Source organism: Pseudoalteromonas sp. BZB3, from assembly GCF_040104455.1.
GTDB lineage: Bacteria > Pseudomonadota > Gammaproteobacteria > Enterobacterales > Alteromonadaceae > Pseudoalteromonas.
Genome location: NZ_JBECOS010000012.1, coordinates 140,654 through 154,380 on the forward strand (window position 1 = coordinate 140,654; position 13,727 = coordinate 154,380).

Sequence of the window (13,727 nt, forward strand, 5' to 3'; positions counted from 1 at the left end):
GAAACATGAGAAGGTGATTTACACCTTCTCAATACTCAATAACACTTCACCCACTTTAAAACCAAACTTAATTATCTCAGTGCGATTAATTAAATGGTTTTCATCCACCAAATACATCCAATCGTCGAGGGTAACAACCAAAGGGTCACCTTTATATTGAATTTCTAGGTCGTAACGCCAGTATAAAGCATTACCGCGGGCCTGACCGTTTGCTTGACCAATTACATCATTTGCAGTGCCCGTATATTCACCGTCAGCGGTTTTAGTTATTAACCAAGTACGCGTGTCTTTTTCACCATCATCATAAACAAACCACTCATCTAGTTTGCCTTTTAGCCGACCATTTTCTTGCTGCCAAGTGCCGTTCAGCTTCACGGTAAAGCTACGCTGAAATGCACCACTTCTATCGAGCACCACACCATGAGCTTTAAGCTCGCCCTGAAAAAAATCCTCTAACTTAAGCACAGGTGTTTTGTCGGCATAATCATCAATATGGTTACTTGAACATCCAACTATAAACATTAATCCTAAGATGAGTGTCAGCACTCTGATCATTTTGTCTCTCCAATAAGTTGCGTACGCAGTTTCGGCTCCGAGGTTTTATCACTAAGCCAAATCGCTAAAAATGCTTTGCCAAATTGCGGATCTGTCATACTGCCTATTTTGCTCGTTGCATCATAAAAATCTGACGCACCATCGTGGTGAACACGAATCGTCAGTTGGCTACCTTCTTTGATATCGGGCCAAATCTGCTCAAGTTGCGTTACCCAATCTGGAATAGCTTCATTTTCATAACCAATGTGAACCCATTGATCTAACGTGGCTTCTATCAAGTCTTCTTTGTCTATGTCTCTGAGGTAAGTGATTTTCAGCGCGATTGGTGAGGTGTCGGCTTGATAGCTGGGTGTTTGTCCGAACAATTCTGCTTTATACAGATCCCAAAACATCACAGACATTTGACCCTCACCGTATTTTGTGAGGTCTTGTACTGGTGAGGCAAAGCCGTTAAAAGAAAATAAAAAACAAATTAAAAAAATCACACGCATGACGTGTTCCTGTTGATTTAGTTTAACTTGTAATACGGTCTGTTATTTAAAAAGATCAGCAGTGGCATGATTAACGCCCAACCAAGTGCATAAATAAACAAAAATTGTGTCTGCGCAACGCCCATACCCAGCGCACCAAATTTAACCGCAGCAAAATAACTCAGCGGGCCAAAAATTCCACCTATTAAGGCGTTAATAAACACATTGAGTTTATTCATCCACTCAAAAGAATAGTTAAGACTAAGCACAAACATCAGCCAAAGCAGACATAACCAAGCCGGAAAGAAGCTCTCATTGAAGGTTAAAATACCCAACTTGAACATCAAAAAATCAAATGCAATACCAACAGAGGCAATCGGCAGTAGCTTGATGTCTCGGGATCGATCCTTAAATACTGCGAAATGCAGGGCAATTAAGGGTAATAAAAGCCAGCTTGCATATTCGGTTAACAAAGCACAGGTAAACCATACAAGCTGGAATAGGAAGAAGTTAATAACGGCAAATTTGTTCATCGGTATTGTTTCGATAATTAGGCTTACGAAGCACTAAATGATGAGTGCTTATCACACGCTCTAAAAAAGCGCCTTCACAGTACGCCAAATAGAAATGCCATAATCGTTTAAACTGCTCGTCGAAGCCAAACTCGGTAAGCGCTTGCCAATTTTTATCAAAGCCTTTACGCCAATCAGCCAGTGTTCTTGCATAGTGCAAACCAATATCTTGAATATTATCGAGCATCATATTGGTTTGCTCGGCGACATGTTTGCTCATGATCGCAATCGATGGTAAACACCCTCCTGGGAAGATATAGCGCTGAATAAAGTCAACGTTAGTACGGTAATGATCGTAACGAGAATCTAAAATGGTAATGGCTTGAACAAGCATTAAGCCGTCGTCTTTAAGCAAACTATTACACTTAGCGAAAAATTCCGCCATAAATTCATGACCAACGGCTTCAATCATTTCAATTGAAACTAACTTATCGTACTTACCTTCGAGTAAGCGGTAGTCTTTTTTAAGCAAAGTGATCTTATCTTCAAGTCCCTTTGCTTTCACTTTATCAACTGCAAATTCGTATTGCGCATCTGAAATTGTGGTTGTTGTCACCTGACAACCATAGTTTTCGGCAGCAAAAATTGCCAAGCCACCCCAACCAGTGCCAATTTCGATTAAATGGTCTGTCGGCTTTAAATCTAATTTGTCGCAGATTGTTTTAAGTTTGTTGAGCTGCGCTTCATGAAGCTCGGTTACTGTATCGCTATAAATGGCACTCGAATACATCATGGTGCTATCTAAAAAGCGGGTGTATAGATCATTTCCTAAGTCGTAATGCGCCAAGATGTTATTTTTTGAGCCGCTTTGGGTATTAGCATTTTTACGATGAAAGATCTTATTTTTCAGTTGGGTAAACCACGCGCCCTGCTTCTCGATTTCATCAAGCTGTTCTTGGCAACGGGCAAATACTTGGATAACTTCAGTTAAGTTTGGCGTCGTCCATTTTTTCGCGATGTAAGCTTCAGCTGCTGCAATGCTCCCCCCTTTTACGAAGTCGACATACATAGACGCATCCTGCACGATTATCTTGCCACATAGCTTAGCGTCCACATTACCTAAACGAGTTATCTGCCCAGCTTCTTCTATTTCTAAACTGGCTTTTTGTAATTTATCGAGTAACGAAATGACTAGGTTACGACATTTATTTTCAAACCAAGAAAGTTGCTCTAGATTCGTTGTTGCGGTGACATTGGTAGATGACTGTTCCATTATTAACCTCTAGTCTCAGGGTGCGCAATAAACGGGATACGTTTGGCAAACAATTTAGCAGCTTGCCAATAAATGCCAACGACTACTTTAACTGGCATCAGCGGCGCCGACAGCCATGCTTTGAACAAACTACTTTTTGTTATTTCACGCTTTTTCATCGCAAGCGTGGCATCAAATTGCTTATGCTCTTTATGATTTTCAATATGAACCAAGACCTGCTCTGCTGGCGGCTTTACGCGCCAATGATATTGCATATCTAAGTCCATAAAAGGCGACACATGAAAATCTTTTTTGGTTTTCATATCGCCTTGTAAATCGACCAAATAGTAATGCCGCTCAAGCCAAGGCGTGTTACTTACCTCAACCAACATGTAGCGACATTCACCGTCATTTTGATAACAAAAATAAAAGTTTGCTGGGCTAAAATAAAAACCGAAACATCGGCACTGGCCCATTAACGTGACTTTTTCGCCATCCCATTTCCCACCCAGATGGGAAACTTTACTTGCTATACGTTGTTTTAAATTGCCCGGTTCATTTTTTACATAATCAGCTTGAAAAAAACTCATAGGCGCAAATTTTTTCAAACTAAATACTGAATGAGTTGCTGCTAACGCTTCAACTTCATCTAAGTCTAGCGCGAGTTGCGTCATAGTGTAGTTAAACTCATGACTTTTCGGACTAAAACGTCTGTGTCTGACTTGGCCCTGATAAATCGCGCTATTCATAACTACAGCTCACACCCAAATCGTTTACATACATCTAGTGCTGAACGCACGCCATCTTCGTGAAAGCCGTTATACCAGTATGCACCACAGAAGTGGGTGCGATTTTTGCCGCAGATGTCAGAGCGACGCTGTTGCGCCGCCATACTTTGCTTGTTAAATACCGGATGGTGATAGGTGAATTCTCTTAATATTTTAGACTTATCTATGATGGCCGTTTGATTCAATGTCACACAGAAGGTGGTGTCACTTTGCAAACCCTGCAATATATTCATATTGTAGGTCACCGCGGCTGGGCGCATATTGGTATTGTCTAAGCGGTAGTTCCAGCTAGCCCAAGCAAGTGGACGCTTTGGCAACATATTGGTATCGGTATGAAGCACCACTTGGTTTTCACTATAAGGTATAGCACCAAGTACTTGCTGCTCTTGTTCGTTCGCATCTGCCAACAATGTAAGAGCTTGATCTGAATGGCATGCAAATACCACTTCATCGAAGAGCTCTTTACTGCCATCGGCAAGCTTTACAACTACATGATCGTCGTTACGCGTTACAGAACTTATTTTACTATTGAGGCAAATCTTATCTGCAAACTCACGTGTTAACGGCTTCACATATTCACGAGAGCCGCCTTTAATCACATGCCATTGCGGGCGGTCGCTGATGTTTAACAAACCATGGTTATAGAAAAACTGCACAAAAAAGCGCAGTTCGAAATCGCGCATTTCTTGCAAGCTGGTTGACCAAATAGCAGCGCCCATTGGCAAAATATAGTGCTGACTGAAATACTCTGAAAAATGCTGTTCGTCTAAAAAATTGCCCAGTGTTAAATGAGGGGCAATTTGTTGAGAATGTAACGCCTTACACGCCTTGTTAAAACGCAGAATTTCTCTAATTAGCCCCCAAAATTTGGGGTTTAAAATGTTGCGGCGCTGCGCAAATAACGAACTTAAATTATTGCCATTGTACTCTAAGCCCGATTGTACGTTGTGCACACTAAAACTCATTTCAGTGTCTTTATAGTCAACGTCAATTTGACTAAGCAGTTTTAAGAAGTTCGGATAGGTTTTGTTATTACAAACAATAAAACCGGTATCAATAGCGTACTCTTTACCATCGACCTCGACATCAACGGTGGCCGTGTGACCACCAATATAATCGTTCTTTTCAAATAACTTGATATCGTATTTTTTTGATAACAAGTAAGCGCAGGTTAAACCAGAAATACCACTACCTATGATGGCAACTTTCTTCATGTTTTTATCATCCTTTTAGCGAGCGGACGCCAGAGTCTAAAGGGTAAAAGAGATAAGACTTTAAGCGTCCACGTAAAGCCTTTAGGAAAATGAATATCGAATGTACTTTTGCTCATGCCTTTGAAGATGGCTTTAGCCGCATCATCGGCTTCAATAATGCCAGGCATATCAAAGTCGTTTTTGTCTGTAAGCGGTGTTTTTACAAACCCTGGGTGAATAACACTAATTCCAATCTCTTGTGGCTCTAGGTCTACGCTGAGCGTTTTAGCCAAATATGTAATACCCGCTTTTGATACGCCATAGGCTTCAGCGCGCGTCAGTGGCACATAGGCGGCACTTGAACTCATCAAACCAACCTGACCACCAAACTTCATTTGCTTTAACCAAGCTTCTAAGCAATAACCTACGGAAATTAAATTGGTTTGAATGACTCTTTCAAATAACGCGCCATCGAACTGTTTAGGATTATCTATATACTCACAAGTGCCTGCATTGAGAATTAAATGGTCAATGGCTAAGTCTTTTGGCAACGCACTTTTAAGTGCGTTTTTGTCATTTAAGTCAAAAATACAAGGTGTGATGTTTGCTGATTTCTCACTTAATGCATCTAATTTTGCTTGATTCCTTCCACATGCATATACCGCGAACCCTTGCTGTGCATATTCAAGCGCTAGAGCTTCGCCAATACCTGAAGAGGCACCTGTGATGACGACTACATTAGATTGGGTAGTCATGCTGCAGTCCTGCGCTTGATTAAGTTAATCACAGTGCCAAACACTGGCAAGTGCTGATAGATCATTTCACCTGCATCAAAATAATCGCGGTGGTACACAACTTTGCCATTTTCGAATTCAAGGTAAGTGTTACCGTTCACTTTAAGTGGCTGACCCTGTTTTATTTTTTTATGTGAAAAAGTCATCACCCAATACACACTGGCTTTGTTGTCTTGCTCAAATGAGGTGTGAATATCGAATTGGCCTTGGTTCAGGTTTTCATACATGTTAGCAAAATAGTCGGTAAGCGCAGGCAAACCTTCTATTCTGTGAAGCGGATCTTCAAACACAATATGGTCACCGTACACTTCACCGAGTAGTTCGAGGTTCGACTTGTCTAATTGGTTATACAGCTTCAAAAAATCTGATATCAAGGCATTATTCGACATACTTAAGATAACTCACTCTTGTAATATTCTAGTGCCTGATTTCTTGCTTCTTTTAAATCAACAATCGCATCGAGATACACATCACTTTGACCTGTTGCAGCCAAATAAGCTTGCGGTGCGTGAATATGTTTGGTCGGCACATTTTCTAATTCTGGTAGATACTTACGGATAAAATCTCCGCCGGGATCAAACTTCTCACTCTGTGTGAGTGGGTTAAAGATCCTAAAATACGGCTGTGCATCACACCCTGTACCCGCAGCCCATTGCCAACCACCATTATTAGCAGCCAAATCACCATCGATAAGATGCTGCATAAAAAACGCTTCACCTTTGCGCCAATCCACCAGCAAATGCTTTGTTAAAAAGCTGGCGACTATCATACGTAAACGATTGTGCATCCAACCGGTTTGTTGAAGCTGTTTCATTGCAGCATCAACAATTGGAAATCCAGTTTGGGCATTACACCAAAGCTCAAATTTTGCTTGATGATCTGGCCAAGTGAAGCCGTGGAACTTCTCTTGAAAATCTTTGTTTTTACTTAAATTTGGGAACGCATCTAAAAGATGACGATAAAACTCTCGCCAGATCAACTCATTCAACCAGCTAAATTGTGGCGCTTTCATATCTTCAAGCACATTTGGCATGTGATTAATCAGCTCAATGAAAACTCGTTTTGGACTAATAGCACCGATGGCTAGGTAAGGCGATAAACCACTGGTTGCTTTTAAATCAGGTCTGTCTCTGTATAGCTCATAGTCATCATGTTTTTCAGCTAAAAATCGCGGTAATACTTGTCTTAGCGCTGTATCTGCCAACGGCCACTTCGACGAGTCAACTTTTGGGTAATCAAAGCTAAATTTATGCTCATCGAAATCAACATCAACCGCCACCTTGTTACCTAAGTAGTTCTGAACAAACCCACTTTGCTTAACTGCTTGTAGCCAAGCCTTTTTGAACGGCGTGTAGACCTTGAACATTTCGCCCTGCTTATTGCGCACAGAGCCTTTTGGCAACATCACATCGGCTTCGAATAGGTTAAGCTCAATACATGCTGCTACTTGCTTATCTCTGTCAACTTCGTCTATCTCTAACTGGCTATTTGCGAAAACTCGTGTGATTTGATGCTCAGAACAAAAGTTCAACAACTGTTCGACTTGACTATTAAAATCACTGCCGTTTATCACAGTCAGCTCAATACCTTGGGCGTTAAGCTGTTGCTCAAACCATGCCAAGTGACGTGCCATAAAGTCGACCTGAATAGGCGCAACATTATGTCGCTGCCAAGTACGAGGAGTAGAAATGAAAATTGCCTGTTTGCATCCTTGCGATAGGGCTTGAATTAATGCGGGGTTGTCGTCGAGTCTAAAGTCTTTCCTTATCCAATAAAGGGCACTCATTATAGGCTATACCTTAGTTTTAAATCTGCAGGGTATGGATTTAAGTACGCTTGCTTTGACAAATACTCGTTCGGGTAATCTCGTAAATAATGATTAATCAAAGTCAAAGGTACAAGAAGTGGTACTAGGCCTTGACGATATGCCATGACTTGATCGGTTAACTCTTCTTTCTTTGTTTTATCGAGTACTTTTTTGAAGTAACCTTGTAAGTGCTGCAAAGTATTCGTATGGTTACGACGTGAGGCTGGCTTTTTCAATGCAGACATCAACATCGAAATGTATTGCTCGGCAAGCTCTTCTAAAGGCGCTTTCGATTGCCCTAGCATGTTGCCGATTTTGCGGTACATTTCGAGGTTATGACTCATCACCAAATATTTGTTTTTGCTATGGAACTCGATCAATTTGTGTTTGGTTAAACCCGACGCCACCAGCTCTTGCCATTTTTTGTAAGTGAATACGCGCATAACAAAATTTTCACGTAAAACGGCATCGTTTAAGCGGCCATTTTCCTCACAAGGTAAGTTTGGGTGTGCGTCTAGAATTTGCTTAGCGAACAAGCCGACACCATTGTGCTCACAGCCTTTACCATGCTCGTAATAAACTTTAACACGTTCCATACCGCAGCTAGGGCTGCCTTTCATAAAAACAAAACCACTCAAATGGTCGATGCGAGATGCCACTTTTTGGCCAAATTCGGTCATTTTCTCTGTGACATCCATTGAGCCATCAGGACGCGAAACCGCAATCACATCATCATATTTAATTTGTCTAATGGTCGGTCTTGGAATAGGCAAACCGACCGCCACTTCAGGGCAGAACTTTTCATATTCAACATGTTTGCCTAACTGATTCATACAGAAATCAGATTTTTTATGACTCTTGTCAAAACGGACCTGATCGCCCGTTAGACAGGCACTAATACCAATTTTTATTGGCGAAGAAAATTCAGGATTAAACTCATTCATAGCTGTCTCCTAGTAAATAAACTTACCTATTGGATTAAGCAATTTGCTAAGTCCTTGAGTAAAGTGAAGCGAGTCACTAGATACAGTTAAGCACAAACACCCTTCTTTAGTAAAAGGCGTATGCGTGTTTTTACCATCGAGCCAAATGAAATCACCACGTTTGTAAGTGCCCATTTCATCTTCGAAGCTACCATCAACAAGTAAGGTAATCTCAAAGCCGTTATGTGTATGATTAGGCACAGAGCCTTCAGCGTCTATGTGTAACAAACTCATACGTAAATCGCCGTCTTCCAGCTCGATGCGTGAACGTGACAATTTACCTAAGTTCATCCAGTTAGAACGCTCTAAGTTACATAGAACCTGAGGTAAGCAATATGGCGTATCTGCTACTTTAACTTCTTGAGGCTCAGGTTCAACAAATTCATCGATACTGGTATCTTCTGTTACGTCATCAATAAAAGCATCAAAGTCGAACTGTATTTCTGATTCATCAAAAGCAAACGCATCTTTGCCGAAACAGTTGTCGGCTGCTTTTGCTGTCAACTCTGTGATTTGTTGCTGACATTTAGGACACATTTCTAAGTGCGCAGCAATCATGACGCTCACTGAAGCAGGTAATTCTCCAGCCACATAGCTCTCGAGCAGTTCTAATTTAGGGTGGTGCTTAATCATAGTCTGCTCCAATGTGTTGTTTGAGTTTAGTCAGTGCGAGTCTTAAACGTGATTTCACAGTACCAAGTGGAATGTTAAGCTGCTTTGATAATTGCTCTTGAGAAAGCTCTTGAAAATAAACACCGTGAACAACTTGCTTCTGATTTTCAGGCAACTTGTTAAGGTATTGCGCTAGTTGCTTGTCCATTAAGTGATCGGCAAACATGTGGTCATCACTGTTTTGTGCTTCCGCTAAAGGCCAGATCTCTTCACTGATTGTGTCTTCTTGGTTAGATTGGATTTTACGAAGCATATCGAAACTGATGTTACGCATAACCGTGTAAATCCAAGTTGTAGCTGCACCTTTCTCTACGTTGTAGAGATGAGCTTTTCGCCACACATTGGTCATAGTTTCTTGTAATAGCTCGTTCGCCATTACAGGGTTATTGAATTGTTTGCGCCCAAAACCAATGATTTTTGGAGAAAACCATTTGAATAAGTTAGCAAAGGCACGTCTATCACGCTCTTGAGCCACGCTGATTAACCAAGATGACAACAACTTGCCGTCGATTTCAGCAGGCATAGTTTGAGACTGTTTTGTTGTGCTCATCGAAGGATGGGAATTCCTATTATCTGTGCTCACCATGACTAAACCCATTAATTGCATTTCGTATTACATACGTTAAGAAACAGATTTGGATCACTTAGATTGATTAGTTTTATTAATTGTAGGACACTCTACAAATTTAACCTAACATTATGGTGTGTAAGAAGTTTTGAGCTTTATCAAAACTGTATTGATCAACAAACACTTCCTTTTGCTCCATAGACAATGGAAGCAGTTCTAAATAACGCGCACAAACCCAGTTTGGATTATCAAATTGCGGCGATGGGTAAAGGCTTTGAATGTCTGGGTGTAAAGAGAATATCTCTTCTAGTTTATCGGCTAACGCAATGTGATTTTCACTTAAACTTACTTGCTCCCAATGCGGGATGGGAGCACATTTAGCAAAACGTAAATTGTCTTCGTCGAAAAAAATATCACTGAGCTTTACAAGCGATTTTGCTTTTACATCAATATGTAGCATGCCTTTTTCTTCAAAGAAATCGACTATATCAACCCAAGCCGCCCATTCAGATACTTCAAACTCTGCATCTGGCTTGTAAATGGTGAGTGCAAAGCCTTGCTCTTTAGTTGCAATAGATACCAGTTTTTTATATCTCGGCTCGAAAATACGAAGGCGTGTTACTCCTTCAGGAAGCAAAAATACAGGAAGCGGAAAAACGGGTAATTGCATAAATAAGACCTAAAAACTCTACATGGCATTTTTTACGTCACAGCGTATAAAAAAGATCGATTAAGTTTTCACATCTTTTTATTTGTTCGGTTGTTTTGCGTTTTAATCAGTTCGAATCTATAGATAGAAAACATATCAGATATCGATAAGGGATTATTCATGTCAATCCATCAACTCATCTATCTCAGCAAAGCGAGTCGACAGCTAGACAGCGTAGACTTTTTAAAACTTTTAAAAGTAGCGCGCGAAAACAATATCAATCTTCGTGTAACGGGCAGTCTGTTTTATAACGGCGGCTGGTTTTTACAAGTTTTAGAAGGTGACTTACCCATTATTCAAGACTTGTATAGAAAAATTGAAAATGACGACCGGCATATGCAAGCCAAGGTACTTTATCTCGAACCCGCCACCAGTCGTACTTTTTCTCGCTGGACCATGAATATGATCAACCTTGATGAGGAACATGACAGTAAATATCACGTTTTACGGGATTTGCTCGATGCAGCTGTCAGAGGCAGTATTATTGATGGTTTAAGTGCTCCAGTGAAGCTATTGAAAGTCTTTTCTGACGATAATCTTTTTGGTATCCGTTAGTATCTATATGTCAAACCAACACTGAGCAATTGCGCCTGTTTTATCTTCGCGGTTGCTTAGCGTTAGTTTTGCACCTTGTTGCTCTATCATGTTTCTACACAAATTAAGTCCTATCCCTTTACCTTGCGCTTTGGTGGTGTAAAACGGCACAAACAAATTATCAGTATTTTGAATGCCCGACCCCGAATCTTTTACTTCAATCACAATTTGCTTGCCTTGCTCATAAGCATTTAACTCAATAAGTTGTTGCGATTTACTCGCTTCAATGGCGTTTTTCACTAAATTAACCAAGACTTGTTCAAGCAATACTTTATCTGCAAATACATAAACCGCATCGCATTTAATCTTAATAGGATAATCAAACAAATTACCCACTGACTGAAATAACGGTGCGAGCTCGCATTGCACAATATGAACATCGAATTGTTTGCTTAAATTCGCATAGCGATTTACAAATTGCATTAAGCCGTCACTGCGCTCAACAATAACTTGTAAAGCAGGGTCTAATTTAGCAAAGTCATCATTGCCTTTAAGCATATCTTGTAATGTTTGCGCTAACGACTTAATGGGTGACAACGAATTATTGATTTCATGGCTCAATACGCGGGTCATTTTCTGCCAAGCTAATTGCTCTGTGTGATACACCACCTGCTCAATATTAGTTAGTACCAACAATTCATAGCTTTGCTCTTGCATGGTGAATTGGCTATGACGTAACTGCCATTTTGCAATAAGGGACTCATCACTTAATTGCCATTTATTTGCGGATAACGTGAAGCCCAAATCATCGGCGTTTGTATGCCTGAGAGTCTGCCACGGTTGCTTGCGCCAATTAGAAAAAGCTTCATTGGCATGGTGTAATTTATGCTCTTTATTTAAAACTACAATAGGAGTAGCAAGCTGCTCAATGAGCCTAAGTACTAGCACCGCTTGTTGGTCATATTGCGATTTTCTGCTCTGTAAGTCTGCCGACATGCTGGTGATTTCATCAGCTAAGAGTTTAACTGCGCCTTGATTAAATTTAGGGTTGGCGCGCAGTGAATAGTCTTCATTTCTTATCGCTTCAAGGACAGCTGAAAAACGGTAATAAGGGTTGAGCAAAGCATGCCTTACATACCAACATAGCAGCGCAAACGGGCAAATTAATAATACCAATACAGTGCAAACCACTAAGGTACTGGCTGAGCTATACCAAAGCATAAAGCCCGTTAACCCCGATAAAACCAGCAAACAACTGCCAATAAACAGTGTCAGGATGCTTTCGATGGAGCGTAACTCTAGTCGCTCTGTGATTTTGTTTATGAGTTTGAACATGTGCTGGCTCATTATTTTTTTTTTTAGTAATTTACTTAGTCGACATACCAAACTTTTCTAACCGGCGGTAAATGGCACTTTTACTTATGCCGAGTAATTCGCCTGCTTGTTCTACATTATTGTGAGTTTGCGCCAATGCCATTTTGAGGAGCTTTTTCTCAGCATCTTCGAGGGTCATTAAGGGAATGTAACTTTTTGAAGATGTATTCTTCGATGAATTGTGCAGTACTTTAAACTCAAGATCCTGCTCGTTTATACAGTCACCTTCAGCCATTAAAACTGCTCTTGCCATCATATGACTGAGCTCTCGTACGTTACCCGGCCATGCATAATCAAGCAAAGCCTGTTCGGCTAATTTGCTTAAGGGTAAAGGAGTAAGTTGATATTGTTTGGCATGTAATTCAATAAAGTGCTTTGCCAACACAATGATGTCTTCGGGACGCTTATTTAGAGGAGGAATGGTGAGCTCGATGGTGTTCAATCTAAAATATAAATCGGTTCTAAATTCACCACTTGCAAGCATGGCCTCAAAGTCGGCATTAGATGCCGCGATAATGCGACAACTCGCCTGTTGGGTCAGTGTATCACCAACTCGCTCAAATTGTTTGGACTCGAGCACCCGCAGCAGTTTAGCTTGTTGAGTCGGCCCCATTGTCGCGACTTCATCTAAAAACAATGTACCATTATTGGCAAGCTCAAAGCGCCCCGCTCTATCTTGTTTGGCATCGGTAAATGCGCCTTTTTTGTGGCCAAATAACTCGCTTTCAAACAAGCTTTCAGGAATAGCACCCATGTTTACCGAGACAAACTCACCGGTGCGTGCTGAGTGAGCGTGCAAATATTCTGCGATACAGCTTTTACCTGTACCATTTTCACCGCGCAAAAATATCGTCGCATCAGTTTTAGCAACACGCTCTAACTGCGCTTTTAATTTTTGCATCTGTGGGCTATGCCACAAAATAGAATTTGTATTGTTGTCTAATGAAGTATCGCTTTTGCCTAACGGTCCTGGTTCATGTTGTTGAGAAATTGTTTTCTGATGATCAATCTGTGCTAAAGCGAGGTGCTTTTTTACCATCATCACAACGGCATGATTATCCCAAGGTTTAGCAAAAAAATCTCTCGCGCCCAGTTGCATAGCTTCAACAGCCAAAGAGACACTCGACCAAGCGGTCATCGCCAGAATGGGAGGACAGTTCGTTTTTTGTTGTGTACGAAGGAATGCCAACCCCTCTTCGCCCGATGTGGTATCAAACTCAAAGTTCATATCGAGCAGAATTAAGTCAATATGATGAGAGTGTAAGAACTCGCTGGCAACAGCAGGACTCTCAGCTTCAAACACCTCATAACCATGATTGTTTAGCAAAAAACGTAGGCTGAGCCTTACATCGGCCCTGTCTTCTACAATCAAAATATGCTGTTTTGCTGCTGGCATGCCCTTGCTGCTCCTTGGATGTTATTTAGTTACAAGCTGTACGCTTAAAGCTGTGAAACGAGTTTAACCTAGCCTTTATTAAGAAGACTAGGTTAATGCTCAGCGAAGTTTCAGAAAACC

Annotated in this window: 16 protein-coding genes; 1 reads left to right on the forward strand and 15 read right to left on the reverse strand. The window is 40.9% G+C overall.

Translation table 11 applies throughout. From position 1 onward, the window contains the following. Nucleotides 1–18: 18 nt before the first annotated feature. The 13 genes from ABMY35_RS14170 to ABMY35_RS14230 all read right to left on the reverse strand — a co-directional run bounded on the left by ABMY35_RS14170 (nucleotide 19) and on the right by ABMY35_RS14230 (nucleotide 10,264). Nucleotides 19–555, reverse strand: coding sequence for a DUF3833 domain-containing protein (locus ABMY35_RS14170; RefSeq protein WP_349286798.1), 537 nt, complete (start codon nucleotides 553–555; stop codon nucleotides 19–21). Continuing rightward, nucleotides 552–1,046, reverse strand: coding sequence for a chalcone isomerase family protein (locus ABMY35_RS14175; RefSeq protein ID WP_349286799.1), 495 nt, complete (start codon nucleotides 1,044–1,046; stop codon nucleotides 552–554). Before ABMY35_RS14175 ends, ABMY35_RS14170 begins: the two co-directional genes overlap by 4 nt. A gap of 17 nt (nucleotides 1,047–1,063) precedes the next feature. Beyond that, nucleotides 1,064–1,558 (reverse strand): DUF2878 domain-containing protein, encoded by a 495-nt coding sequence (locus tag ABMY35_RS14180; RefSeq protein WP_349286800.1) that lies wholly within the window; start codon nucleotides 1,556–1,558, stop codon nucleotides 1,064–1,066. Beyond that, nucleotides 1,536–2,810, reverse strand: a complete 1,275-nt coding sequence (locus ABMY35_RS14185) for a cyclopropane-fatty-acyl-phospholipid synthase family protein (RefSeq protein WP_349286801.1) — start codon at nucleotides 2,808–2,810, stop codon at nucleotides 1,536–1,538. Before ABMY35_RS14185 ends, ABMY35_RS14180 begins: the two co-directional genes overlap by 23 nt. Nucleotides 2,811–2,812: 2 nt before the next feature. Beyond that, nucleotides 2,813–3,538, reverse strand: a complete 726-nt coding sequence (locus tag ABMY35_RS14190; protein ID WP_349286802.1) for a DUF1365 domain-containing protein — start codon at nucleotides 3,536–3,538, stop codon at nucleotides 2,813–2,815. Between the two features lie 2 nt (nucleotides 3,539–3,540). Then, a complete protein-coding gene (locus tag ABMY35_RS14195) occupies nucleotides 3,541–4,791 on the reverse strand; it encodes an FAD-dependent oxidoreductase (protein ID WP_349286803.1) in 1,251 nt (416 codons plus the stop codon). Continuing rightward, entirely contained in the window at nucleotides 4,788–5,525 is a 738-nt protein-coding gene (locus ABMY35_RS14200; protein WP_349286804.1) for an SDR family NAD(P)-dependent oxidoreductase, read from the reverse strand. Before ABMY35_RS14200 ends, ABMY35_RS14195 begins: the two co-directional genes overlap by 4 nt. Further along, nucleotides 5,522–5,953, reverse strand: a complete 432-nt coding sequence (locus ABMY35_RS14205) for a nuclear transport factor 2 family protein (protein WP_349286805.1) — start codon at nucleotides 5,951–5,953, stop codon at nucleotides 5,522–5,524. The genes ABMY35_RS14200 and ABMY35_RS14205 overlap by 4 nt, the downstream gene beginning before the upstream one ends. Nucleotides 5,954–5,955: 2 nt before the next feature. Further along, entirely contained in the window at nucleotides 5,956–7,350 is a 1,395-nt protein-coding gene (phrB, locus tag ABMY35_RS14210) for a deoxyribodipyrimidine photo-lyase (protein ID WP_349286806.1), read from the reverse strand. Beyond that, on the reverse strand, nucleotides 7,350–8,315 hold the full coding sequence (locus ABMY35_RS14215) for a DUF1722 domain-containing protein (RefSeq protein ID WP_349286807.1): 966 nt from the start codon (nucleotides 8,313–8,315) through the stop codon (nucleotides 7,350–7,352). The genes phrB and ABMY35_RS14215 overlap by 1 nt, the downstream gene beginning before the upstream one ends. A gap of 9 nt (nucleotides 8,316–8,324) precedes the next feature. Further along, nucleotides 8,325–8,987: a ChrR family anti-sigma-E factor gene (locus tag ABMY35_RS14220; RefSeq protein WP_349286808.1), complete on the reverse strand. Its 663-nt coding sequence runs from the start codon at nucleotides 8,985–8,987 to the stop codon at nucleotides 8,325–8,327. Next, nucleotides 8,980–9,549: a sigma-70 family RNA polymerase sigma factor gene (locus ABMY35_RS14225; RefSeq protein WP_349286908.1), complete on the reverse strand. Its 570-nt coding sequence runs from the start codon at nucleotides 9,547–9,549 to the stop codon at nucleotides 8,980–8,982. The genes ABMY35_RS14220 and ABMY35_RS14225 overlap by 8 nt, the downstream gene beginning before the upstream one ends. A 163-nt stretch (nucleotides 9,550–9,712) precedes the next feature. Beyond that, complete coding sequence (locus ABMY35_RS14230; RefSeq protein ID WP_349286809.1) at nucleotides 9,713–10,264, reverse strand: hypothetical protein; 552 nt, start codon at nucleotides 10,262–10,264, stop codon at nucleotides 9,713–9,715. Between the two features lie 159 nt (nucleotides 10,265–10,423). Here ABMY35_RS14230 and ABMY35_RS14235 point away from each other — a divergent pair, with 159 nt between their 5' ends. Beyond that, entirely contained in the window at nucleotides 10,424–10,858 is a 435-nt protein-coding gene (locus ABMY35_RS14235) for a BLUF domain-containing protein (protein WP_349286810.1), read from the forward strand. Between the two features lie 3 nt (nucleotides 10,859–10,861). Here the strand turns inward: ABMY35_RS14235 and ABMY35_RS14240 are convergent, their stop codons facing one another. Both ABMY35_RS14240 and ABMY35_RS14245 read right to left on the reverse strand, forming a co-directional pair. Next, nucleotides 10,862–12,172 carry a HAMP domain-containing sensor histidine kinase gene (locus ABMY35_RS14240; RefSeq protein ID WP_349286811.1) on the reverse strand — a complete coding sequence of 437 codons (1,311 nt, stop codon included), beginning with the start codon at nucleotides 12,170–12,172 and terminating at the stop codon, nucleotides 10,862–10,864. Nucleotides 12,173–12,203: 31 nt separating this feature from the next. Next, nucleotides 12,204–13,607 carry a sigma-54 dependent transcriptional regulator gene (locus ABMY35_RS14245; protein ID WP_349286812.1) on the reverse strand — a complete coding sequence of 468 codons (1,404 nt, stop codon included), beginning with the start codon at nucleotides 13,605–13,607 and terminating at the stop codon, nucleotides 12,204–12,206. Between the last annotated feature and the right edge of the window lie 120 nt (nucleotides 13,608–13,727).